This is a genomic window from Mesorhizobium mediterraneum (assembly GCF_002284565.1).
Lineage (GTDB): Bacteria > Pseudomonadota > Alphaproteobacteria > Rhizobiales > Rhizobiaceae > Mesorhizobium > Mesorhizobium mediterraneum.
The window spans coordinates 227,469-251,224 of sequence record NZ_NPKI01000017.1; the positions used below are offsets into that span (position 1 = coordinate 227,469).

Sequence of the window (23,756 nt, forward strand, 5' to 3'; positions counted from 1 at the left end):
TTGCTTCGCCCTAGGATGACGACGGGAGAGATGTTTCGGCTAATCCTGGAGGTTTGCAACTAGACGGTCAGGAACTTGCGGACGTCCGCGCGGTCGAGATCCTCGGCCGGGCCGGTGTGGACGATCAAGCCGCGATCCATGATGTTGACCTCGTCCGCCAGTTCACGGCAGAAATCGAGGTACTGTTCGACCAGCAGCACGGCGATGCCTGCCTGGTCGCGCAGATAGCGGATGGCGCGGCCGATATCCTTGATGATCGACGGCTGGATACCTTCGGTCGGCTCATCGAGCACCAGCAGCTTCGGCCGCATCACCAGCGCCCTGCCGATGGCAAGCTGCTGCTGCTGGCCGCCGGAAAGGTCACCGCCCCGGCGGCCGAGCATCTGCTTCAGCACCGGGAACAATTCGAAGATGTGGCCGGGAATGTTGCGATCGGCGCGCTTCAATGGCGCAAAGCCCGATTCGAGGTTTTCCCGCACAGTGAGCAGCGGGAAGATCTCCCTGCCCTGCGGCACGAATGCGATGCCCGACCGGGCGCGATCATACGCCGCGCTCCGGTCGAGCGCCTTCCCCTCGAAGGCAACACTTCCGCTCGTCAGCCGGTGGTGGCCGACGATCGATCTCATCAAACTGGTTTTGCCGACGCCGTTGCGGCCGAGCACGCAGGTGATCTTGCCCGCGCCGGCCTTCAGCGAGACGCCGCGCAGCGCCTGGGCGGCGCCATAGTGGAGCGTGGCGTTGGAGACTTCGAGCATGGTCAGCGCCTTCTCCAACGCCTGAAGAACGAAAGGTCGAAATGATGAAACGGAACGCGCCAGACCATGATCATCTCCCCAGATAGACTTCGACGACACGCTCGTCGGCCGAGACGAAATCGAGCGAGCCTTCGGACAAGACCGAGCCTTCGTGCAGGCAGGTGACCTTGACGCCGAGCTCGCGCACGAAATGCATGTCGTGCTCGACGACGATGACCGAATGGTCGCGCGCAATATCCTTGAGCAGCCGCGCGGTCTCCTCGGTCTCGGCATCGGTCATGCCGGCGACCGGTTCGTCGACCAGCAGCAGCTTCGGATCCTGCGCCAGCAGCATGCCGATCTCCAGCCATTGCTTTTGTCCGTGGCTGAGATTGGCTGCGATTTCGTCGCGTTTGTCGCCGAGCCGGATGATGCCGAGGATGTCGTCGATCTGCCGCACTTCCGCGGCCGACCGGCGATGGAACAGTGCCGGGAAGATCGAGCGCGGGCCTTTCAGCGCCAGCATCAGATTCTCCTCGATCGTGTGGCTTTCGAAGACGGTCGGCTTCTGGAATTTCCTGCCGATGCCCATCATGGCGATCTCGGCCTCGTCATGTTTCGTCAGGTCGACCTCGCCGTCGAAATAAACCTCGCCCGCGTCGGGCCGCGTCTTGCCGGTGACAATGTCCATCATCGTGGTCTTGCCGGCGCCGTTGGGGCCGATGATCGCGCGCATCTCGCCCTTGTCGAGCACCAGCGACAGATTATTGATGGCGCGAAAGCCGTCGAAGGAAACTGAGACGCCGTCGAGATAGAGGATGGTGTTGCTCTTCGACATCGCTCACTCCGCCGGCTGCGGTTCGGGGCTGGATCCAGACCAGTCGCCAGGCGTTCTCGCGGCACCGCGAACGACCTTCGGCGGCGCCGGGACGTCAGGATCGGTGCCGGCTTCCTCGGCGATGGATGCCGCGCGCAGCGCCTTGGCATTGCCGCGCCAGGAATCCCACATGCCGATAATGCCCTTGGGCAGGAACAGCGTGACGGCGACAAACAGTCCGCCCAGCGCAAACAGCCAGAACTCCGGCAGCACGCCGGTGAACCAGGATTTGCCGGCATTGACCACGAGCGCGCCGATGATCGGCCCGACGATGGTGCCGCGCCCGCCGACGGCCGCCCATACCACGACCTCGATCGAATTGGACGGTTCGAACTCGCCCGGATTGATGATGCCGACCTGCGGCACGTAGAGCGCACCGGCAATGCCGGCCATGACAGCTGACACGGTGAAGGCGAACAGTTTGACGTTCTCCGCCCGCCAGCCGAGAAAGCGCGTGCGGCTCTCGGCGTCGCGCACCGCCATCAGCAGCTTGCCGTATTTTGAACCGACGATTGCCCAGGTGACGTAGACGGCGAGCGCGAGCGTGACGGCGCCGGCCGCGAACAATGCCGAGCGTGTTGCATCGGCCTGCACGTTGAAGCCGAGAATATCCTTGAAATCGGTCAGGCCATTATTGCCGCCGAAACCCATGTCGTTGCGGAAAAACGCGAGCAGCAGCGCATAGGTCATCGCCTGGGTGATGATCGACAGATAGACGCCGGTGACGCGGCTGCGGAAGGCGAACCAGCCGAAGACGAAGGCGAGCAGGCCGGGCACCGCAAGCACCATGATCGCGGCAAACCAGAAATGGTCGAAACCGTACCAGAACCACGGCAATTCCTTGTAGTTCAGGAACACCATGAAATCCGGCAGCAGCGGATTGCCGTAGACGCCGCGCGAGCCGATCTGGCGCATCAGGTACATGCCCATCGCATAGCCGCCGAGCGCGAAGAAGGCGCCGTGGCCGAGCGAGAGGATGCCGCAATAGCCCCAGACGAGATCGAGCGCCAAGGCGAGCAGCGCGTAGCAGAGATATTTCCCGGTAAGCGCGACGATATAGGACGGCACGTAGAACGCACTTGTCGGCGAGACCGCAAGATTGAGCAGCGGCACGACGATGGCGACCGTCAGCAGGATGAAGATCGTGATGGCGATGCGGCGGTCGGCGCCAGCGGCGAAGAAGCGTCCCGTGATCATGCTTCCACCGATCTGCCCTTCAGCGCGAACAGGCCGCGCGGGCGTTTCTGGATGAACAGGATGATGAGGACCAGGACGACGATCTTGCCGAGGACTGCACCGGCATATGGTTCGAGGAACTTGTTGACGATGCCGAGCGAGAAGGCACCGACCAGCGTGCCCCAGAGATTGCCGACGCCGCCGAAGACGACGACCATGAAGCTGTCGATGATGTAGCCGCGGCCGAGATTGGGCGAGACATTGTCGATCTGGCTGAGCGCGACGCCGGCAATGCCAGCTATGCCGGACCCCAATGCAAAGGTCAGCGCGTCGACCCATGGCGTTCTGATGCCCATCGACGCGGCCATGCGGCGGTTGGCGGTGACGGCGCGCATCTGCAGGCCCCAGGGCGTGCGCTTCATCACATAGAGCAGCACCGCGAACACGCCGAGCGAGAATACCAGTATCCAGAGCCGGTTCCAGGTCACGGCAAGCTGGCCGATATCGAACGAACCGGACATCCATGACGGATTGCCGACTTCCTGGTTCGTCGGCCCGAAGATGGTGCGCACGGCCTGCTGCAGGATCAGCGAGACACCCCATGTCGCCAGCAGCGTCTCCAGCGGGCGGCCGTAGAGGAAACGGATGACGCCGCGTTCGATGACGAGGCCGACGAGCGCCGCGACGAGGAAGGCGAGCGGCAGTGCGATGGCCAGCGACCAGTCGAACAGGCCGGGAAAGGAATTGCGGATCACTTCCTGCACGACAAAGGTCGTGTAGGCGCCGAGCATCACCATTTCGCCATGCGCCATGTTGATGACACCCATGACGCCGAAGGTGATGGCAAGGCCAATCGCTGCCAGCAGCAGCACCGACCCCAGCGAAATGCCGTACCAGATGTTCTGGCCAGCATCCCACAGCGCCAGCGTCGAATTGATGTTGGCGATCGCCGCCGTCGCCGCGTCCTTGACCGCGCCCTCGGAATTGGCCTCGACGGAGGTGAGCAGGGACAGCGCGTCGCGGTCGCCGCGCGCGCCGATCAGGGCGATCGCCGCCAGCTTGTCGGCCTCCGGCCTGTCCGACACCAGAACGGATGCGGCGCGGGCCTGTTCGAGCAGCGCTTTGACGCTTGCCACCGTTTCGCTGGCGATTGCGGCATCGAGTGGCTCGATATTTGTGGCATCGGGCGTCTTGAACATGGTGTCAGCGGCAGCGATGCGCGCAGCCGGGTCTTTCGCGCCGAGCGTCAGCGTGCCCAAAGCATCGCGGACGGCGCGGCGCAGCGTATTGTTGACCTTGATCTTGGTGATCTCGCCCTTGGCCGCATCGCCGGACTTTTCACCGCTCAGCGGGTCGAGCAGCTCAACGCTACCGCCACCTTCCTTACCGATGAAAACCTGCGAATCGGTCTTGCGGACGTAAAGATCGCCCTCCGCAAGCGCGCCAAGCGGGCGCTCGACGGCGGTATCACCGGTGGCCGCGAGCTCGCGCACGACAGCTTCGATCGCCGAAAAATTCGAGGCAGTGGCGAATTTGGCGATGATGGCACGCAGATCCGCTTCGGCAGCATTCGACGGCGACAGCATCCCCAAGAGGAGCAGCAGCGTCAGCCCAATTGCGCGGATGAAGGTCATCGGTTTCTGGAGGCTCTCGAAGGGTTGAAATTCGCGTCCGGGCGGACTCGAGGAGAGGAGGAGCTCGCCCGGACGCTTCGCGGTCTAGGTCGTGGAGAAATCCACGACCGTCAGACCCGGGAGGATCAGTTGGTTCCCTTGCCGCCGCACTTGCCGGTAGCGACATTGAAGTTGCCGCAGGACAGAGGCGCGCGCCAATCGGAGATCAGGTCCTTGGAATCAGGCAAGTAGTCGGACCACTCGTCGCCCATCACCAGGCCGGGCGTCTGCGAGACGGTCTCGAACTGGCCGTCGGCCTGGATTTCGCCGATTAGCACCGGCTTGGTGATGTGGTGGTTCGGCATCATGGTCGAATAACCACCGGTCAGGTTCGGCACCGAGACGCCGACCACGGCGTCGATGACTTTGTCAGGATCAGTGGTGCCGGCCTTCTCGACAGCCTTCACCCACATGTTGAAGCCGACATAGTGGGCTTCCATCGGGTCGTTGGTGGTGCGCTTGTCGTTCTTGATGAACTTGTGCCAGTCGGCAATGAACTTCGCATTCTCCGGCGTGTCGATGCTCTGGAAGTAATTCCAGGCGGCGAGATGGCCGACGAGCGGCGTGGTGTCGAGACCGGCAAGCTCTTCCTCGCCGACCGAGAAGGCCATGACCGGGATATCCTCGGCCTTGATGCCCTGGTTGCCGAGTTCCTTGTAGAACGGCACGTTGGCGTCGCCATTGACGGTCGAGACGACGGCGGTCTTCTTGCCGGCCGAGCCGAACTTCTTGATCGCCGAGACCTCGGTCTGCCAATCGGAGAAGCCGAACGGCGTGTAGTTGACCATGATGTCTTCGGCGGCGACGCCCTTGGCCTTCAGATAGGCCTCGAGGATCTTGTTGGTGGTGCGCGGATAGACGTAGTCGGTGCCTTCAAGCACCCAGCGCTTCACCGAACCGCCATCCTCGCTCATCAGATAGTCGACGGCCGGAATGGCCTGCTGGTTCGGCGCCGCACCGGTGTAGAACACGTTGCGTTCGCTCTCCTCGCCCTCATACTGGACGGGATAGAACAGGATGTTGTCGAGCTCGCTGAACACCGGCAGCACCGACTTGCGCGACACTGACGTCCAGCAACCGAACACCGCCGCGACCTTGTCCTTGGAGATCAGCTCGCGCGCCTTTTCGGCGAACAGCGGCCAGTTGGAAGCCGGATCGACGACGACCGCTTCGAGTTTCTTGCCAAGCAGGCCGCCCTTTGCATTCTGCTCTTCGATGAGCATCAGCATGGCGTCCTTCAGCGTCGTCTCCGAAATCGCCATGGTCCCCGACAGCGAATGGAGAATGCCCACCTTGATCGTGTCGTCAGCCGCTCTGGCGGGGACGCTCATCAGCAGGCCGGCCGTGACCACGCCTGCCGAAAACATTTTTGTTATTGTCGAGAAACTGCCCCTCATATTTCAAACTCCCAAGCTGGTTGATCGCATCGCAAACAGAACATGCAACGGCTGTGCCAACCGCAGGAGCAAAATTGAGTGGGGTGAGATTTCCTAGCTCTATCAGCCGGTTAATATATTAGCCGCTAAAGATGAGCGCCGCCGCCCGTGTTCCGCTTGAGAGAAAATGACCCGCCGCCGCCTAAATTTTGCTCACATGCCAACTAATGCACTTTTTTTGAGCAACGACACATCGACGATCGCGAACCGTTGCAGCGCTGCAGGAAAATGGGGCAAGCTCGATCTTCAAAAGAGCGACGTCATGGCCCCCAGGATTTCTCGTATTTTCAGCATAGTGCTCCTGGCTGCGGCCACCGGCGGCGCACACGCCGACTTCACCGACGGCAAATTGCCCGACGGCACCTATCACTGCGAAGTCTATCTGCTTGGCATGTTCCTCAGCCTTGGCGATATCACCATCAAAGGAAACGTCTATAGCGGCCCGGTGACCTTCGGGACCGCTCCGCAGGCTTACAATTATCAGATGAATGCAAACGGCGAGATCACATGGCTGGGCCCGTTGGGCGGCTACACGACCGGCGGCAACTCGATCTCGCTTACGCAAGCCACCCTGGACGGCCAAACCAGCCCATCCTTCGACATCATCATGAAGCAGCCTGACGGCGCCTTCACCGCCTCGACCTGCACGAAACGTTGAGCAGCCGACAAGAAGAGGCGCGGAACCTTGCGAGGCTCCGCGCCAGCAGACAGACAGCCGGGAGGGCTAGGCTAGATGCTCTTAGCCGACATCTGTTCAGCGATATAATCGGCCTGACGGATCGCCAGCGACACGATCGTCAAAGTTGGATTTTCGGCGCCGCCGGTGGTGAACTGGCTGCCGTCCGACACGAACAGGTTCTTGATGTCGTGTGCCTGACCGTGCTTGTTGACGACGCCGTCGGCCGCCTTCTCGCTCATCCGGTTGGTGCCGAGATTGTGGGTCGATGGATAGGGCGGCGTCGGGAAAGTCCGCGTCGCGCCCACCGCCGCGTACAGCGCGGAGCCCTGCTTGTAGGCGTGGTTGCGCATCGCGGTGTCATTGGCATGGTCGTCGAAATGAACGTCCGCCACCGCCATGCCGTGCTCGTCCTTGATATCGGCATGCAGGGTGATGCGGTTTTCCTCGCGCGGCATATCTTCGCCGACGATCCACATGCCGGCCATATGGTCGTAGTGATCGAGCGCCGTGGTGAAGGAACGTCCCCAGCCGCCGGGATTGAGGAACGCGGCCATGAACGGCAGGCCGAGCGACAGCGTCTCCAGCTCGTAGCCGCCGACGAAGCCGCGCGAGGGATCGTTGCGAGCTTCGTCGCGGATGATCCCGGCCATGGTGGTGCCGCGATACATATGCACCGGCTTGTCGAAGACGCCGTAGACGGAGCCCGTGGTGTGGCGCATGTAGTTCTTGCCCACCTGCCCTGACGAATTGGCAAGGCCGTCGGGAAACTGGCTCGATGCCGAATTGAGCAGCAGCCGTGGGCTCTCGATCGAGTTTCCGGCGACCGCGACAATGCGGGCCTTCTGTTCCTGAAGCTTGCCGTCCTTGTCGGCATAGACGACGCCGGTCACCTTGCCTGACGCATCGTGGTTGATCTTGATCGCCATGGCATTCGGCCTGACCTCGAGATGACCGGTCGCCTCGCCCTTCGGGATTTCGGTATACAGGGTCGACCACTTGGCGCCCCATTTGCAGCCTTGGAAGCAGAAGCCGGTTTGCTGGCAGGCATTGCGATCGTCGCGCGGCTCGGAATTGATCGCCATCCGGCCGGTGTGGCACTCCTTGTAGCCGAGTTTGTCGGCGCCGGCCTTCATCACCTTGAAGTTGTTGTTGCCGGGAAGGCCTGGGATGTTGTTGGTGAGCGTCACGCCGAGCTTGTCTTCGGCCTTTGCGTAGTAGGGTTCAAGATCGGCAAGCGTGATCGGCCAGTCGAGCAGGTTGGCGCCTTCCAGCTTTCCGTAGGTCGAGAGCGTTTTGAATTCGTGCTCCTGCAAACGCAGCGAGGCGCCCGCCCAGTGCGTGGTCGAACCGCCGACCGACTTGACGATCCAGGCCGGCAAGTTTGGAAAATCCTTCGCCACCCGCCAGTCGCCCGAGGTCGTGCGCTTGTCCGTCCAGGCGAGCTGGGCGAATGAATCCCACTCGTCGTTGATGAAATCCTCGTATTCGTGGCGGGCGCCCGCCTCCAGGATGATGACATCGATGCCCTTCTGGGCGAGTTCATTGCCGAGCGTGCCGCCGCCGGCGCCCGAGCCGATGATGACGACCACGCCATCGTTCTTAAGATCAAATGGTGCTGCCATGGTTTCCTCCCATGATGTCTGTTGTGTGCAGTTGCGACGAGAGGGCTCAGAGCCACTCGATGTCGTCGAACCCGCGCGCCATGTAGCCGCCCTTGGAGTAGGACTCGCCTTCGTAGCCAAAAATCGGCCAGACCTCCTTCTGGTTGTAGAGGCCGACTACAAGTCCGCCGCGGACCGCCTGGAAGAACGGCGTGTCCTCGATCTCTCTCAGCACGGCAACGCGCTGCTCCTCCCAGCCAAGACCGGTGTAGCCGTCCTTGCCAGACTTCAAGTCGAGATCGGCGATGCCCTTTTCGATGAGATCCTTGTGGGCCGGGTCTTTGTCGGCCTGCTCATCGTGGGCCTTGACGGCAATTGCGTAATATTTGTCAGGCACCTGGTCGTGCGGATAGATGTCGCGCGCCATCTGGATCAGGGTCGCCATGGTTTCGGGCTTGAGCGCGGATGTTTGGAGACCCCAGGCATGTTCCGGACTGATGACGGCGCTGCCTGAAATGACCAGCAATGCGCCGACACTGCCGCGTTTCAGAAGCTCGCGGCGCGACAGCCCAGGCTTTTTCTCGTAGATGGTGACCATTTGTTCCTCCCTTGCTTGCTATTTGCACCGTGAAGGTGCCGTGGCTGGCGCCGCGCTGGCCGGCGCGGCCGCGATATCTCCTATTTGAACCGGCCCCGACGCTGCAGGACCTCGATCTTGTAGCCGTCGGGATCTTCGATGAAGAAGAAGCGCGCGAACGGCGCTCCGTCGCGATTGAACTCGACGATCTTTTTCGGGTTCAGGCCAAGCGCGCCCAGCCGGTCGTGTTCGCTGTCCAGATCGATGACCGAAACCGCGAGATGCCCGTAGCCATCGCCGAGCGCATAAGGCTCTTCACGGCCCTTGTTGACGGTGAGCTCGACCTCGAACTCCGCCTCGGCATTGCTCAGATAGACGAGCGTGAAAGTATCGAAATCGAGCCGTTCGGCGACATCCATCCCAAAGGCTTTCCGGTAGAAATCGACGGACCGAGCCTCTTCCAGAACCCGGATCATGGTGTGAATCGCCTTCGCCAAATGACACTCCGTTGCAGCAGCGCCATATGCGCGTCGGCATGATTATGCGCGGGTTTCGGCAAAGATGGTGGCAGCCGATTACCACGCGCTAATCTAACGACGGCGTGGCATACTGCTTAAGGACGAAAGTCCGATTGCTGTTTTCCGCTTTCCAGCTGAAGATAATTGGCCACGATAGGCACTGCTCAAAGGCGCGAATCACTGCTGATTGCGCCCAAAAATCAACAAGAATGGCCAAAGCCAACAAGAAGGGAGGTAACCGATGTGCAGGGTTTTTGCCGGGCAGGATCCGGAGGGCTACCGACAGATCAACCGGTCGATCCGCATCGACGGGCACTCGACCAGCATCCAGCTTGAGGCGACGTTCTGGGCTTTGCTCGACGAGATCGCCGACAGCCAGGGTCTGACGACGCCGAAATTCATCTCGAAGCTCTATGACGAGGTTATCGAGATCAACGGCCAGATTCCGAACTTCGCGTCGATGTTGCGCACGACCTGCGCTCTCTATCTGAAAGGCCATCGGCCAGGTATCGAAGAACACACGGCGCCTAAGCGGCAAGCAGCCTAGTTTTCGGCTGCAACATCGAGCGCCAGCCGGGTCATGTCAGTGAAAAGCGCCTGGCGTTCGGAATAGTCGGTTTGCTCGCCGGTCACCACATTGTCGACGACAGTCAGGATCGACAGCGCCCGGGCGCCGAAATGTGCTGCGATGCGATAGAGCGCGCTGGTCTCCATATCCACGGCGAGCGCGCCATGGGCCTGCGCCTCGGCAAAGCGGTCGCGTCCCTCCGGATGATAGAATATGTCGCTGCAGGCCGTCAGCCCGGCCTGATGCTCGATGTCGAGTTCGGCAGCCTTGGCCAAGGCGCGGACGAATAGTGCCGGATCAGGGGCGGCAACATCGTTGTAGAGCCCGAAAACCTGGCCGCTCTCTGCACTCTCACCTCGCACCGACTGCGAGACCACCAGGCTGCGCAGTTTCAGCCCGGCGGTCAGAGCGCCACAGGTACCGGTGCGGATCAGCGTCCTGACGCCGTAGAAATCGAGCAGCTCATGCACGTAGATCAGGAATGACGGGACACCGATGCCCGTTGCCTGGATGCTGACGGGCTTACCGCGAAACAGGCCGGTAAAACCGAGGGCCTCCCTGCGACGGTTGACGCAGCGCGGCGCCTCCAGAAAGGTTTGCGCCATCCATTCGGCGCGTTGCGGATCGCCTGGCAACAGCACTGTTGCGGCGTAATCACCCTTGCCTGCCTCGTTGTGCGGCGTCACGGCATGCTCCCCAAAACCCGCCGTCCGTTTCACCCGCAATCATGGCAGCCTCGCGTCATTACGCAAGTGCGAGATTAGCAAACCCTAAGATTCAAGCACATCCTTCACGATTGTGGCCAGTTGCTTGAGTGAAAACGGCTTCGGCAGGAAACCGAAATGCGCGTCTGCCGGCAGGTTTTTGGCGAACGCATCCTCGGCGTAACCAGAAACGAAGACGAATTTGATGTCCGGTTGCCGCTTGCGCAATTCGCCAAGCAGCGTCGGCCCGTCCATTTCAGGCATCACCACGTCGGAAACGACGATGTCGACCTTGCCGCCAAGCGCCTCGAAGACTTCCAGCGCCTCGACGCCCGAGGACGCTTCGTGGACAGTGTAGCCGCGCGACGTCAACGCTCGCATGCCGCCCATGCGCACGGCATCCTCGTCCTCGACGAGCAGCACCGTGGCCGAGCCCGACAAATCCTTGGCTGCGTCGGCGATCTTTGCCGGTGCAGCCGGCGCCTCGCCGGGTTCGCCTGCCTTTCTCGCCTCTGCAATGTAGCGCGGCAAGAAGATGCGGAACACGGATCCCTTGCCGACTTCGGAATCGCAGAAGATGAAGCCGCCCGTCTGCTTGATGATGCCATAGACCATGGACAGGCCGAGGCCGGTGCCCTTGCCGACCTCCTTGGTGGTGAAGAAAGGTTCGAAAATCTTCTTGAGCACTTCGGGGGCGATGCCGCTGCCGGTGTCTTCGACTTCGACCACGACATAGTCGGCCGGCGCAAGCTCTCGGTAGGAAAGGCTCTTGCTCTCCTCGGTGGTCACGTTCCGGGTGCGCACGGTGAGGTCGCCGCCGGCCGGCATCGCATCGCGCGCATTGACCGCCAGATTGACCACCACCTGCTCGAACTGCCCGATATCGACCTTCACCGGCCACAGGTCGCGGCCATGATCGACCTTCAGCTTGATGTCGTTGCCGACCAGGCGGGCCAGCAGCATCCGGAGATCGGCAAGCACATCGGTCAGGTTGAGCACCTCCGGCCGCAGCGTCTGCTTGCGTGAGAAGGCCAGAAGCTGCCGCACCAGCGAGGCCGCCCGGTTGGCATTCTGCTTGATGTTCATGATGTCCGGGAAGGACGGGTCCGACGGGCGGTGGTTGGTCAACAAAAGGTCCGACGCCATGATGATGGCGGTCAGCACATTGTTGAAGTCGTGGGCAATGCCGCCGGCAAGCTGGCCGACCGCCTGCATCTTCTGGCTTTGCGCCATCTGGCCTTCGAGCGCCTTCTGCTCGGTGGTTTCGACGGCGTAGACGATGGCCGATTCTTCGGCGCCCTCGCTGGTGCCGTCGGCAACCGCGTTGACGTAGAAGCGCATGTGCCGCTCCTCATTGCCGGGCAGCAGCGTATCGATCGGTTCGATGTCGGCCTGCCGTTGTCGCGCCTTTTCAAACGCCACGGCAAAGGCGGGCCGGTCGCGCTCATGGATCACCGTGTCCAGCCGCACGCGCCGATCGACCGCGTCCCCATCGACGACGGAGGAAAACAGCGACAGGAAAGGCGCGTTGGTGCGCAAGATGCGTCCGCCGTTGTCGACAGCCGCTATTGCCATCGGCGTCGAATTGAAGAAGCGGGTGAAGCGTATCTCCGAGGCGCGAAGATCGGCGGAAGCGTCCTCGCCTTGCGTCCGGTTGAGCACGATGGTGCGCGTCGGACCGTTGACGCCCTCGCGGCTGGCCGAAACCCGATGCATGAAACGCACGGGCAGCGCCTCGCCCTTCACTGTCGTCAGATCGAGATCGATGACCGCGTTGCGCGTGGTGCCGGGATCGGCCTTGACCGAGCGGACCAGTGCCATGCCGTCGCCGGCGACGATCTCCGGAAGCGTGACGGCACCGGGCGTGAAGCTCGTCAGGTCGATGCCCAGCCACTCCGCAAGCGTGGCATTGATGTAAGTGACGCGCCCTTCCTGGTCGGCCGAAAAGAAGCCGGCCGGCGCATGGTCGAGATGGTCGATAGCCTTTTGCAGGTCGAGGAAGAACCGCTCCTGCTCGGCCCGTTCTTCCGAGATGTCGGCGAGTTGCCAGGCGAGCAAAGGCAGCCGCTGGCCCGGGACGCTGAAGGCGCGGGCGCGGGCGCGATACCAGCGCGCGCCCGGCTCGGCGCCGGGTCGAATGGATTGAGCAAGCCGAAACTCCCCGTCGCCGGGCTGGCCGTCGCGCAGGCCGGAGGCGAGCCGGTATATGGTCACCGAGGCCTCGGGAACATCGGACAGCAACCCTTCGACCGTCTTGAGATCCGCCGCCGACGCCGCGCCCGTCATGTCGGCATAGGCCCGATTGGCGTAAACGACACGCCCTTTGGTGTCGGTGACGAGAAGACCTTGCGACATTGAATCGACGAAGGCTTTCGACAGCTCGTCGCTCGTCGAGCGCGGTGTGATCTGCACGAAGCCGATGGCGGTGGCGAACAGGAAGCCGACGCCGATCATCGCCAGCACACCAAGCATTCCAAGCAGGAATGGATCGCCAAGACGCTCGCGGAAAAGGCCGAAGACGATCGCGGCGCCCGTCAAGACAACGATGAAGATGATGAGCCGGGTTACCGCACCCGGTCGCGTGTTCTGGTCGACGATCGGTACCGGATAGAAATCGCCGCGCGCTTCCTTGGCCATGTGCCCCCTGCTCGTGAATTCCGGTACTTGCCCCTGCCCGGTTGAATCACATTCTCAGGGTCCGGAAAAGGCCTTGGCGGCAAATGTCCGCTAAAAATGAGGCCGTTCGGCGCCCGGTGTGGTGAATTCGAAATTCGCGTCACCTTGCTGCAGCGCCAGGCGAATTTTCGGATTCGTCACACCAGCAACTTGCTGAAAATCCAGTGTGGTGTTTCAAGCTGTTCACGAAGCATGAAAGGCAACTTGCAGTGGCGTGCCGCAACAGTTTAGTGTCGCGTCTTCTTCGAAAGACGATTGGGGGCACCGATGCTGCAGTGGCTGGATAGCGTGGCGGGTCCTGGTTATGCCGCGGCGATCCTGTGGACGCTTGTCGCGCTTGTCCTTTTGGTCATCATTCTCCTTATCATCAAGCTGATCCGCAATCTGACCTTCGGAACATTCGTCGCCGGCGGCAGGAACCGCAAGACACGATTGGCCGTCATGGACGCCACCGCTGTCGACAGTCACCGCCGGTTGGTGCTGGTGCGCCGCGACGATATCGAGCACCTGCTGCTGATCGGAGGCCCGACCGACGTCGTCGTCGAACGCGACATCAGGCTGTCGGCGCTGCGCCGTCCTGCACTGACCGGAGATGGCGGTGGCCATCAGCCCGCACCGCGGCCGCGCGCCCCTCAACCCGCTCCTGCGCCAGAGAGGCAAGCACCGCCTCCGCAGCCGGTAAGCGCGGCCCCAACGCCTGTCCGGCCCTATCAGACGGCGCAGGCGCCGAAGCCAGCAGCGCAAAGCCATCAGTCGGCGACCATCACGCCGCTGCCCGCCTATGGATCGGCGAACGCCAATGCCGTTCGACACGCGCCATCGCCGGCAAGACAGGATTCCCCGGCAAGGCAGGATTCTATCGACGATACGTTGATGAGGGAACTCGAGGTCTCGCTTGACGAGCCGCAACCCGCCAAGCCGGAGAGTAAGCCGGCGGCAAAGGTGCCGCCGTCTCTCGATGACGAGATGACGAAGCTTCTCGGCGAGCTCTCCAGCCAGAAACGGTAACCGGCCAGGAACCGGCCCAGCGAATAGCCAACAAAAATGGCCGGACCGGCCATGACAAAGTTCGCTATTTGACCGCTTTTTAGACGCCTCGCCTGTGCTTCAGTCGTCGCGGTAGACCTTCTCGCGGCGCTCGTGGCGCTCCTGCGCCTCGATCGACAAGGTCGCGATCGGACGCGCATCGAGCCGCTTCAGCGCGATGGGCTCGCCGGTTTCCTCACAATAGCCGTAAGTGCCTTCATCAATGCGCTGGAGCGCGGAATCGATCTTTGAAATGAGTTTTCGCTGGCGATCGCGAGCGCGAAGTTCGATGGCGCGGTCGGTTTCCGAAGAGGCGCGATCGGCGAGATCGGGGTGGTTGGCGTTTTCCTGCTGCAGGATTTCGAGGGTTTCGCGCGCTTCGCGCAATATGTCATTCTTCCAGGTGACGAGCTTCAGGCGAAAGTAGGATTTCTGCCGCTCGTTCATGAACGGCTCGTCTTCGGAGGGTACGTAATCGGCGGTAACGATGTCGTTCATTCGACTCACCCAAACTGCCCCAATTTTGGCGCCTATATATTCGCGGAGCGAATGCTGCACAAGCGTAATCGACGACAGTTTCACGCAATTGTTAATGTCGGGCAAAACGGCACTGGCCGCATCATTCGCATGAAGGGCGCGGCCGAATTCGTTTATGATTCGTTGGGTTTGAAGGGTATCAGCCATTGTGCAAGAGGGCTTTCTCATGGCTAATCCTGCAGCGCCTTTTGACGAGTTTCGGTGTTAGGCACAAGCGAGGGGCCGGTGAGCAAGCTTTATCTGTTGAGGCATGCGAAGGCTGGATGGGCCCTGCCGGGCATGCGCGATTTCGATCGTCCGCTCGACGCATCCGGCCTCGCCGACGCCGAAACGATGGGTGCGATCATGCGGGCCCGCAACTACATTCCGGACCTCACCCTTTGCTCCAAAGCAAAGCGAGCGCTGCAAACGCTGGAAGGCCTTGCCGGTCACACCGATACCGGCCGGGTCCTGTTCCTGGACACGCTCTATAGCGAGGATGCCGCCTTCTATCTCAACATCATCCGCGGCAATGGCGGGCCAGGCTCGCTGCTCGTCATCGGCCACAACCCGATGACGGAAGATCTCACTATCGCGCTTTCGGGCGACGGCGAAGAGGCTGCGAGGGGAATGCTGAACCACGGCTTCCCGACCGCTGGCCTTGCGGTCGTCCGTTTTCCAGGCAGTCTTGCCGACGCCGCGCAAGGCACCGGCTATCTCGAAGCCTTCTTGACGCCGGTTGATCTCTGACGCCGTTTCAAATCCAGGTGGCAGCGTCTATATCGGAGCGTACCGAAGCCCCGAGAGAACCGATTTGGCATCATCGCTGACCACTTTCACCGACGAGGCGAAGATTGCCCTGGATACGCTGTCGGGGCGCGCTACCGGGCTTTTTTCGCCGTCGCTGCGGCTGGGGGTGACAGGCCTTTCTCGCGCCGGCAAGACGGTGTTCATCTCGGCGTTTGTCCACAATTTGCTCCATGGCGGGCGCTTGCCGCTATTCGCCGCGCAGAAATCGGGACGCATCGCCCGTGCCTTCCTCGAAGAGCAACCGGATGATGCGGTACCGCGATTCCAGTACGAGGATCACATCGCGGCCCTGGTCAACGACCGCCTCTGGCCGGATTCGACACGTGCCATTTCCGAACTGAGGCTCACCATCGAATATGAATCGGCCTCCGGCTGGAGCCGCATGTTTTCATCAGGCAGATTGTCGGTCGATATCGTCGACTATCCCGGAGAATGGCTGCTCGACCTGCCGCTGCTCGGCAAATCCTACGGCGATTTCTCACGCGAAGCCTTCGAGATGGCCGTGCTGCCGGTGCGCGTCGACCTTTCGCAGGAATGGCGCGCGCTCTCCGCCGCAGTCGACCCGAAGGCGGACGCCGACGAAATGACGGCGCGCCGCCTCGCCGAGAGCTTCGCCGCCTATCTCAAGGCATGCAAGCTCGACGAGCGGGCGCTTTCGACCTTGCCACCCGGCCGTTTCCTGATGCCCGGCGATCTTGAGGGCTCACCGGCGCTGACCTTCGCGCCCTTGCCGGACCTGAGCGAGCGGCGAGCGCGTTCGGGGTCGCTGCAGGCGATGATGGAGCGCCGCTACGAGGCCTACAAGACGCATGTCGTAAAGCCGTTCTTTCGGGAGCACATCACGCGCCTTGACCGCCAGATCGTGCTGATCGACGCCTTGCAGGCCTTGAACGCAGGCCCCGGCGCGATGGCCGATCTCGAACGCGCGGTGACCGAAATCCTCGCCTGTTTCCGCCCCGGCCGCGGCAATTTCCTGACAGACTTTTTTTCAAGGCGCATCGACCGCATATTGGTGGCGGCGACGAAGGCGGACCATCTGCATCACGAAAGCCACGACCGGCTGCAGGCGATCGTGCGGCGGCTTGCCGACCGTGCCGTGGCGCGGGCAAATTTCACCGGCGCCCATGTCGACGTGGTCGCCCTGGCGGCCGTGCGGGCGACCCGGGAGGGCACGGTCAAGCAAGGCCGTGAAACACTGCCGGTCATCATCGGCATACCGTTGAAGGGTGAAAGGATCAACGGCGAAGCATTTGATGGAAAGACCGAAACAGCCATATTTCCCGGCGACTTACCGGAAAAAATTGATGCAGTGTTCGATGTCTCTGGACCAGACCATCGGCAGGGCGTCGACGACCCGGCGATCCGCTTTGTGCGCTTTCGCCCGCCAAAGCTCGAACGCACCGCTGAAGGCGTCACGCTGTCGCTGCCGCATATCAGGCTCGACCGCGCCCTGCAGTTCTTGATCGGAGATCATCTGGCATGACCGCGCCCCGCAAGCCGGCGGCATTTCGCATCGAGCCGGAAGCCGCGCCGAGGAAGGAACAGGCATCCTTGCGCCAGCCCGACGCCCCGTCAGCGCGAAAGCCACGCGCGGTGAAGACGGATGGCGCGGTCGTCGTGCCGGCCGAGATCGACGTCTTCGACGAGCCCGACATCGTCGTCGCCGAACCGCCGCCAGCGATCGCGACGCGGAAGCGTTCGTTGTTCGGCAGCCTGTTCTTCGGCGCATTGGGCGTTCTGGTTTCGCTGGCTGTCGGACTTTGGACCGACCAGCTGATTCGCGATCTGTTCGCGCGCGCCGAATGGCTGGGCTGGCTGGCCGCCGGGATGGCCGTGATCGCGGTGCTGGCGCTTCTGGTCATCCTTGTCCGCGAATTCCTGGCGATCGCCCGCCTCGCCGAGGTTGAAAAACTTCAGAAGCGGGCACTCGATGCCATCGCCCGCGACGACCCGAAAGCCGCTCGTGCAGTGGTCGACGAACTCTCGGCCTTTGTCGCGGCCAAGCCCGAAACCGCGGCCGGCAGACGCGCGCTGGCTGAGCTGCGCGACGAGATCATCGACGGTGGCAATCTGGTGCGCCTGGCCGAGACCGAGATCCTCGGCCCCCTCGATGCGCGCGCCAAGGTTATGATCCTCGAAGCGGCAAAGCGTGTGTCGCTGGTGACGGCGGTCAGCCCTCGCGCCCTGGTCGACGTCGCCTATGTCGTGTTCGAAGCCGGCCGGCTGATTCGCCGCCTGTCGGAACTTTATGGCGGCCGGCCGGGCACGCTGGGGTTCTTCCGGCTGGCGCGCAGCGTTCTCGCCCATCTGGCGGTGACCGGCTCGATCGCCGTCGGCGACAGTTTCGTGCAGCAGATCGTCGGCCATGGCCTCGCTGCCCGGCTCTCGGCAAAACTTGGCGAAGGCGTCGTCAACGGCATGATGACCGCACGCATCGGCATCGCGGCGATGGAAACCGCGAGGCCCCTGCCCTTCAGCGCCACGAGACGGCCCGGCATGGGTGATTTCCTGTCCGCTCTGACATCGTTTGCGACAAAGAAAGAAAGGGAAACGGTGGCCTCCGGCAAGTGAAGAACCACCTACAGCGCCGCGTCCTTTTGGACGCGCAAAGGACGCTGTAGCGCTTTGATTTTGCGCATGATCCTCAACCCAAATCGATTCCGATTTTTAGGGCCATGCGCTAGCGGTGACGAAGCATTAACCAATCTTGTTCATGGTCGGACGTGTTCCAAACCAGTCTCTTTGTTGCCGGGTGTCGTCGATGAAAAGCGTGATCTTGTCCAACGTCCTGCCCCTGGCAGTCGTGGTTTCAACTACTGCCGGCCTGGTCGAAAAGACCTTTGCAGCAGAACCGGACAAGCAGTTCTTTCAATCGGTGGAAGGCAAATGGGTCGGCCCGGGAGAAATCGTCGCCGGCAAGTACAAGGGAACGAAATTCACCTGCAGTTTCACCGGCTCGACACCTGACGGCAAGATCGGCATGTCGCTCGACGGCGGTTGCCGGGTCGGCATGTTCACCCAGCAGATGTCGGCGACGATCCAGCGCAAGGGCCGCGAAGGCTACAAGGGCAGCTTCATGGGCGGCGCCGCCGGTTCCGGCCTCGACATCGTCGGCGGCAACGTGGTCAACGCCAACAAGGTCGTCTTCACCATCAACCGCAACCAGTTGCGCGGCGTCATGCAAGCTCTTGTTCCCAACGACAACTCGATGACGGTGACGATTGCGGTGCGCGTCGACCAGCAATTGGTGCCGGTCATCGGCATGAAGCTGAAGCGCGTCGATACACTCGAAGTCGGCTCCATCGCGCCGAACTGATTGCGCCGGCAGGCCGTGCGATGCCCTACTCTGGTTGCAAAAAAGCGGCAGCCACGGCCACCGCTTTTTGCAAAACTCAAATCGATGCTCAGCTCTTGATGGCGGTGGTCAGCTCATCGTAGGCCTTGCAGGCCTCGTCGGCCGTCGTAGTGCCTTGAAACTTGGTCGTGATCGCCTGGACCTTGGCGGTGAGATCGGCTGCCTTGGCCGGATCCTTGGTAATTGCCTCCTGAAGGGCAGCAGTCATGTCCTGAGCCTTCTTGGTCAGCATTTCGGTCGTGCATTCAGGTGCCTTCGAACAGGCCGAGCCGGCAAGTGCCGCGATGCCGACGGCAACAAGCAAAAACGTCTTCATGTCAGTCTCCCTCAAAAAGGGCCGCGACTTGATCGTCGCTCGCCCTCCACTGGCCGAAGCCGGGCGTCCTTAGCGCCCGATTGCCGAAACAAGCAACGCGGCCGGCGCATAAACTTGTGGAGCGCGCCTGCAACACTGCCGCACCGGTTTCCGGATTCGGACTGTTCGATTTCCGCCGAAGCCCCTATCTTGGCCGCTCGATGCCGCAGCACGTGCAGCGGTCCTTAAAAAGAACGGAACGGCAGGCATGGCGGCAGAAGCAGCGGGCAGCGATCTGATCCACGTGGTGGCGCTGCTCGCCGCAGGTGTTGTCGCCGTGCCGATCTTCAAGCGCATGGGGCTTGGTTCCATCCTTGGCTATCTGGCGGCCGGCGTGGTCATCGGCCCGTTCGGCATCGGCATCTTTTCCGAATCGGAAGCCATTCTTCACGTCGCCGAGCTCGGCGTCGTCATGTTCCTGTTCATCATCGGGCTGGAGATGCAGCCGTCGCGGCTGTGGGGCCTGCGCCGGGAGATATTTGGTCTCGGCGCGCTGCAGGTCGGCGTCTGCGCGCTGTTGCTGACCGGCGTCGGACTGGCGGGAGGTTTTCCGATCGCGCAATCCTTCGTCGCCGGCGCCGGCTTCGTGCTGACCTCGACGGCGATCGTCATGCAGCTCTTGGAAGAACGTGGTGAGATCGCCGTGCCCAAAGGCCAGCGCATCGTCTCTATCCTGCTACTCGAGGACCTGGCGATCGTGCCGCTGCTGGCCCTGATCGCCTTCCTGGCACCGGGCGGCGCCGATATGAGCTTGACCCAGCGGCTGACGGAGGTGGGCATCGGCCTTGCCGCCATCCTCGGGCTGGTGCTGGCCGGGCGTTTCCTCCTCAATCCGTTCTTCCGCGTCCTGGCGGATGCCCGCGCCCGCGAGGTGATGACCGCAGCCGCCCTTCTGGTCGTTCTGGGGTCGGCGCTTGCCATGCAGCTCAGCGGCCTGTCGATGGCGATGGGCGCTTTCCTGGCCGGCGTGCTTTTGTCGGAATCCACCTTCCGCCATCAGCTGGAGGCCGACATCGAACCGTTCCGCGGCGTGCTGCTCGGGCTGTTCTTCCTTGCGGTCGGCATGTCGCTCAACCTGCAAGTGGTCGTCGAGAACTGGCGGCTCGTCGCCGTCTACGTCGTCGCCTACATGGTGATAAAGGCGATAGGCATCTATCTCGTCGCCCGCATCCTCAAGGCTGGTCACCGGGAAGCGATCGAGCGTGCCGTCTTCATGGCGCAAGGCGGCGAATTCGCCTTCGTTCTCTATTCCGCCGCCGCGACCGTCGGCATCATCGACAGCCAGGCCAATGCGACCCTGACGGCGATCGTCATCATCTCCATGGTGCTGACACCGCTGGCCACCCTGGCATTACGGTATTTGACGCCGCGCGACGAGCAGTCGCTCGAAGGCGTCGACATCGCCGACGGCCTTACCGGCAGCGTGCTGATCATCGGCTTCGGCCGCTTCGGCCAGATCGCCAGCCAGCCGCTGCTGTTGCGCGGGATCGATGTGTCGATCATCGACAATGAGGTCGAAATGATCCAGGCGGCGGCCGATTTCGGTTTCAAGGTCTATTATGGCGACGGCACGCGGCTCGACATTCTGCGCGCCGCAGGCGCCGGCCGCGCGCGCGCCGTGTTGATCTGCGTGGACAAGCCCGACGTCGCCGTCCGCATCGCAGAGCTCATCAAGGCGGAGTTTCCCCTGCTGACCGTGCTGGCACGCGCCTTCGACCGCGGAACCGCACTGCAGTTGATACGTGCCGGCGTCGATTTCCAAATTCGCGAAACCTTCGAATCAGCGCTTGTCTTCGGCGGCTCTACACTGGAGGCGCTGGGCGTCGACCCGGCGGAAGTCGCCGAGGTGATCGAGGATGTCCGCCACCGCGACGCCGCCCGTTTCGAGTTGCAGCTTGCCGAAGGCGTTCGCGCCGGAGCGCGCTTCCTCAAGGGCAATATCGGCACGCCCATTCCGACCCCGCTCAGCCAGCCGCGCCGCACCGGTCAGGCGCTTAATGAAGAGACCGCCGACGTTCTGCATAAATCCGAGCCCGCGGACTAAACACGTGGAGCAAATAGATGACCGAACTGGACGAGCGCGCGCTTTCCGTCACCAAATTCTGGCGTGACGCCGGGACGGATGCATGGTTCGAGAAGCATGACGCCTTCGACGCAGAGTTCCGCAACCGGTTTCTCGATCTGCATTACGCTGCCGCACGGCGTGAATGTGACGACTGGTCGGAGCATGCCGAAGGCTCACTGGCGCTGATGATCCTGCTCGACCAATTCCCGCGAAACTGCTTTCGTGGCACCGGCCATATGTATGCCACCGACCCGCTGGCAAGGCATTTCGCCGAAAAGGCGATCGCCGCCGGCCAGGATCTGGCGCTCGACGAAGACCTGCGCGCCTTCCTCTATTTGCCGTATGAGCATTCGGAGCATCTCGCCGACCAGCTCAAATCGATGGACCTCTTTACCGCCAAAGCCCAATCCAACCTGAAATATGCGGTCGAGCACCTGGAGATCATTCAGCGCTTCGGCCGCTTTCCGCATCGAAACAGAATGCTTGGCCGCGAGACGACGCCGGAAGAACAGGTCTTCCTCGACGGGGGCGGATTTTCCGGCTGAGCTCAGTGCGTCGGACCCAAAAGTGGCTACCGGTCTTGCGTCCGATGCTTAGGTCCGCCACCAATCCCGACCAGACGGCAATTGCTCGATGCCGGCGCTGTCGAGAGCGGCAAGCCGCTCCTGTACGCTTCTGCCGCCGACGGTGAGGCCGGGCGCGATCTCGGCCAGCGGTGCCAGAACGAAGGCGCGCTCCAGCATGCGCGGATGCGGCACTTCCAGCCCGGTTTCGTGGATGATCCGATCGCCGAACACCAGAATGTCGATGTCGATCAGGCGTGGACCCCAGCGCTCCTCGCGCACCCGCTTCAGTCTGCGCTCGACGTCGAGGCAGAGATCGAGCAATGCATGTGGTGCGAGAGCAGTCGAAATTTCGGCAGCCACATTGAGAAAATCCGGCTGGTCGAGCTTGCCCCAAGGTGGCGTGCGGTAAAGCGAGGAGACGACGACGACGCGCGTGTTCTCGTCGGCGTCCAGCATGCGCAGCGCCGCGCCCATCGACCTTGCCGGGTCGCCGAGATTGCCGCCAAGGCTAAGGTAAACCGTGTTATTCGGGCCAGACAACGGTCACCTCGACATGATCGAGCACGCCGGGCACCGGCGCGTTCGGCTTGCGCACAGTGATCTCGGCCTTTTTGATCTGGGGAAACCGGGCCGTCAGCGCCCGGGCCACCTCCAACGCCAGCGCTTCTATCAGAAAACGCCTCTCCCCGGTTATGATCCTTTCGATCACCCCGAAGGCGATACCATAGTGGACGGTATCCTCGATGGAATCATCGACCAGCGCGCGGCCGGGTTCGACGGTGAGCGCAGCGTCGACATAGAAGCGCTGGCCGAGTGTCTCCTCCTCATCCAGCACGCCGTGCCGGGCGAAGAAGGCGCAGTTCTTCATGCGGATGACATACATCGCTCAGCGTCCCGCTCGATTAGAGCGAGGCGCGTCCACTTGGATGCACAAAACGACGCTCTAACGCTTTAAATCTACGCATAGGATCGAAAATCGATTCCGATTTTCGAGCCTATGCGGTGGTTTCACGCGCCAGCATAGCATCCGCAAGCGCCAGCGCATCCACATTGATTGCGACATCGTGGACGCGAAAAAGCTGCGCGCCCTTGAGTCTCAGGATGACGCTCGTCGCCGCTGTTCCGGCACCCCTGGCCGAGGCGTCGCGGCCGGTGACAGCGCCGATGAAGCGCTTTCGCGATGTGCCCGCCATCAGCGGAACGCCCAAGGCATCGAGTTCGGAAAACCGTGCCATCAGGTCGAGATTTTCCTCCGCTGTTTCCTTGGCGAAGCCAAATCCCGGATCGAGCACGATTTGGTCGTCGGCAACGCCGCTTCGCCGGGCGATTTCCAACGATTTCCTGAGGAAGAAAAGCTGATCCTCGATCACGTCGGGCAGTTTTTGCCGGTCACGCCCGGTGTGCATGATGATAAGCCCGGCGCCGGTCTCGGCCGCGACCCGCGCGATGCCGGGCTCGCGCTGCAGACCCCAGACATCGTTGACGATGTGGGCGCCGGCGGCGACGGCAAGCCGGGCGGTGTCCTCGCGATAGGTGTCGACCGAAATCAGCGCCTTGCCAAGCCTGGCCAGCGCCTCGATGACTGGCAGCACGCGGGCCTGCTCTTCCTCGATGGTTACCGGAGATGCGCCGGGGCGTGTCGATTCCCCACCGACATCAATGACCGAGGCTCCCTCTTCCACCATCCGGCGCGCCTGGGCCATCGCCTGTTCGGGCGCAACGAACAGCCCGCCGTCGGAAAAACTGTCCGGCGTGACATTCAGGATACCGACGACCACGGCCTTGCTGCCAAGGTCGAGATGGCGCCCATGCGCCAGCTGCCATCGCCCTGTCGTCATTGTCCA

At 62.2% G+C, this 23,756-nt stretch carries 24 protein-coding genes; 9 read left to right on the forward strand and 15 right to left on the reverse strand.

Translation table 11 applies throughout. The annotated features are described in order from the left end of the window. Positions 1 to 59 precede the first annotated feature (59 nt). From urtE to urtA, 5 genes are all read right to left on the reverse strand, one after another. The gene (gene urtE, locus CIT25_RS15025; protein WP_095485572.1) at positions 60 to 755 is read right to left on the reverse strand and encodes an urea ABC transporter ATP-binding subunit UrtE; all 696 of its coding nucleotides are present in this window, start codon (positions 753 to 755) and stop codon (positions 60 to 62) included. Between the two features lie 70 nt (positions 756 to 825). Next, complete coding sequence (gene urtD / locus CIT25_RS15030; protein ID WP_095485315.1) at positions 826 to 1,572, reverse strand: urea ABC transporter ATP-binding protein UrtD; 747 nt, start codon at positions 1,570 to 1,572, stop codon at positions 826 to 828. A 3-nt stretch (positions 1,573 to 1,575) separates the two neighbouring features. After that, a complete protein-coding gene (urtC, locus tag CIT25_RS15035) occupies positions 1,576 to 2,808 on the reverse strand; it encodes an urea ABC transporter permease subunit UrtC (RefSeq protein WP_095485316.1) in 1,233 nt (410 codons plus the stop codon). Further along, the gene (gene urtB / locus CIT25_RS15040; RefSeq protein WP_095485317.1) at positions 2,805 to 4,421 is read right to left on the reverse strand and encodes an urea ABC transporter permease subunit UrtB; all 1,617 of its coding nucleotides are present in this window, start codon (positions 4,419 to 4,421) and stop codon (positions 2,805 to 2,807) included. Before urtB ends, urtC begins: the two co-directional genes overlap by 4 nt. Before the next feature lie 125 nt (positions 4,422 to 4,546). Beyond that, a complete protein-coding gene (gene urtA, locus CIT25_RS15045; protein ID WP_095485318.1) occupies positions 4,547 to 5,857 on the reverse strand; it encodes an urea ABC transporter substrate-binding protein in 1,311 nt (436 codons plus the stop codon). Between the two features lie 301 nt (positions 5,858 to 6,158). On the opposite strand from urtA, the gene CIT25_RS15050 reads away from it, so the two are divergent. After that, entirely contained in the window at positions 6,159 to 6,554 is a 396-nt protein-coding gene (locus CIT25_RS15050) for a hypothetical protein (protein WP_095485573.1), read from the forward strand. A gap of 71 nt (positions 6,555 to 6,625) precedes the next feature. Here CIT25_RS15050 and CIT25_RS15055 read toward each other — a convergent pair whose 3' ends face one another. The 3 genes from CIT25_RS15055 to CIT25_RS15065 all read right to left on the reverse strand — a co-directional run bounded on the left by CIT25_RS15055 (position 6,626) and on the right by CIT25_RS15065 (position 9,250). Continuing rightward, complete coding sequence (locus CIT25_RS15055) at positions 6,626 to 8,197, reverse strand: GMC family oxidoreductase (protein WP_095485319.1); 1,572 nt, start codon at positions 8,195 to 8,197, stop codon at positions 6,626 to 6,628. A gap of 46 nt (positions 8,198 to 8,243) precedes the next feature. Then, the gene (locus CIT25_RS15060) at positions 8,244 to 8,774 is read right to left on the reverse strand and encodes a Twin-arginine translocation pathway signal (protein WP_095485320.1); all 531 of its coding nucleotides are present in this window, start codon (positions 8,772 to 8,774) and stop codon (positions 8,244 to 8,246) included. Positions 8,775 to 8,854: 80 nt separating this feature from the next. After that, positions 8,855 to 9,250 carry a VOC family protein gene (locus CIT25_RS15065; protein WP_095485321.1) on the reverse strand — a complete coding sequence of 132 codons (396 nt, stop codon included), beginning with the start codon at positions 9,248 to 9,250 and terminating at the stop codon, positions 8,855 to 8,857. 262 nt (positions 9,251 to 9,512) lie between these two features. Here CIT25_RS15065 and CIT25_RS15070 point away from each other — a divergent pair, with 262 nt between their 5' ends. After that, a complete protein-coding gene (locus CIT25_RS15070) occupies positions 9,513 to 9,818 on the forward strand; it encodes a ribbon-helix-helix domain-containing protein (RefSeq protein ID WP_095485322.1) in 306 nt (101 codons plus the stop codon). On the opposite strand, the gene CIT25_RS15075 is transcribed toward CIT25_RS15070, so the two are convergent. Further along, complete coding sequence (locus CIT25_RS15075; RefSeq protein WP_095485323.1) at positions 9,815 to 10,525, reverse strand: purine-nucleoside phosphorylase; 711 nt, start codon at positions 10,523 to 10,525, stop codon at positions 9,815 to 9,817. The genes CIT25_RS15070 and CIT25_RS15075 overlap by 4 nt on opposite strands. An 84-nt stretch (positions 10,526 to 10,609) precedes the next feature. Further along, complete coding sequence (gene cckA / locus CIT25_RS15080; RefSeq protein WP_095485324.1) at positions 10,610 to 13,180, reverse strand: cell cycle histidine kinase CckA; 2,571 nt, start codon at positions 13,178 to 13,180, stop codon at positions 10,610 to 10,612. A gap of 306 nt (positions 13,181 to 13,486) precedes the next feature. Between cckA and CIT25_RS15085 the strand changes: the two genes are divergently transcribed. Continuing rightward, a complete protein-coding gene (locus CIT25_RS15085; RefSeq protein ID WP_167391061.1) occupies positions 13,487 to 14,227 on the forward strand; it encodes a flagellar biosynthetic protein FliO in 741 nt (246 codons plus the stop codon). 99 nt (positions 14,228 to 14,326) lie between these two features. Here the strand turns inward: CIT25_RS15085 and dksA are convergent, their stop codons facing one another. Then, positions 14,327 to 14,743 carry an RNA polymerase-binding protein DksA gene (dksA, locus tag CIT25_RS15090; protein WP_006202025.1) on the reverse strand — a complete coding sequence of 139 codons (417 nt, stop codon included), beginning with the start codon at positions 14,741 to 14,743 and terminating at the stop codon, positions 14,327 to 14,329. A 264-nt stretch (positions 14,744 to 15,007) separates the two neighbouring features. On the opposite strand from dksA, the gene CIT25_RS15095 reads away from it, so the two are divergent. The 4 genes from CIT25_RS15095 to CIT25_RS15110 all read left to right on the forward strand — a co-directional run bounded on the left by CIT25_RS15095 (position 15,008) and on the right by CIT25_RS15110 (position 18,887). Further along, a complete protein-coding gene (locus tag CIT25_RS15095; protein WP_095485325.1) occupies positions 15,008 to 15,511 on the forward strand; it encodes a SixA phosphatase family protein in 504 nt (167 codons plus the stop codon). A gap of 64 nt (positions 15,512 to 15,575) precedes the next feature. Then, positions 15,576 to 17,054: a YcjX family GTP-binding protein gene (locus CIT25_RS15100; protein ID WP_095485326.1), complete on the forward strand. Its 1,479-nt coding sequence runs from the start codon at positions 15,576 to 15,578 to the stop codon at positions 17,052 to 17,054. Further along, a complete protein-coding gene (locus tag CIT25_RS15105; protein ID WP_095485327.1) occupies positions 17,051 to 18,142 on the forward strand; it encodes a YcjF family protein in 1,092 nt (363 codons plus the stop codon). Before CIT25_RS15100 ends, CIT25_RS15105 begins: the two co-directional genes overlap by 4 nt. Positions 18,143 to 18,332: 190 nt before the next feature. After that, a complete protein-coding gene (locus CIT25_RS15110; RefSeq protein WP_095485328.1) occupies positions 18,333 to 18,887 on the forward strand; it encodes a hypothetical protein in 555 nt (184 codons plus the stop codon). An 88-nt stretch (positions 18,888 to 18,975) separates the two neighbouring features. Here the strand turns inward: CIT25_RS15110 and CIT25_RS15115 are convergent, their stop codons facing one another. Continuing rightward, a complete protein-coding gene (locus tag CIT25_RS15115; RefSeq protein ID WP_095485329.1) occupies positions 18,976 to 19,242 on the reverse strand; it encodes a hypothetical protein in 267 nt (88 codons plus the stop codon). 247 nt (positions 19,243 to 19,489) lie between these two features. Here CIT25_RS15115 and CIT25_RS15120 point away from each other — a divergent pair, with 247 nt between their 5' ends. Further along, complete coding sequence (locus tag CIT25_RS15120; RefSeq protein ID WP_095485330.1) at positions 19,490 to 21,325, forward strand: monovalent cation:proton antiporter-2 (CPA2) family protein; 1,836 nt, start codon at positions 19,490 to 19,492, stop codon at positions 21,323 to 21,325. 17 nt (positions 21,326 to 21,342) lie between these two features. After that, positions 21,343 to 21,891, forward strand: coding sequence for a DUF924 family protein (locus CIT25_RS15125; protein WP_095485331.1), 549 nt, complete (start codon positions 21,343 to 21,345; stop codon positions 21,889 to 21,891). A gap of 48 nt (positions 21,892 to 21,939) precedes the next feature. Here the strand turns inward: CIT25_RS15125 and folK are convergent, their stop codons facing one another. The 3 genes from folK to folP all read right to left on the reverse strand — a co-directional run bounded on the left by folK (position 21,940) and on the right by folP (position 23,750). Then, entirely contained in the window at positions 21,940 to 22,452 is a 513-nt protein-coding gene (gene folK / locus CIT25_RS15130) for a 2-amino-4-hydroxy-6-hydroxymethyldihydropteridine diphosphokinase (RefSeq protein WP_095485332.1), read from the reverse strand. After that, positions 22,436 to 22,795, reverse strand: a complete 360-nt coding sequence (gene folB, locus CIT25_RS15135) for a dihydroneopterin aldolase (RefSeq protein WP_095485333.1) — start codon at positions 22,793 to 22,795, stop codon at positions 22,436 to 22,438. Before folB ends, folK begins: the two co-directional genes overlap by 17 nt. Positions 22,796 to 22,907: 112 nt before the next feature. Next, positions 22,908 to 23,750: a dihydropteroate synthase gene (gene folP, locus CIT25_RS15140; RefSeq protein ID WP_095485334.1), complete on the reverse strand. Its 843-nt coding sequence runs from the start codon at positions 23,748 to 23,750 to the stop codon at positions 22,908 to 22,910. Positions 23,751 to 23,756: the final 6 nt, after the last annotated feature.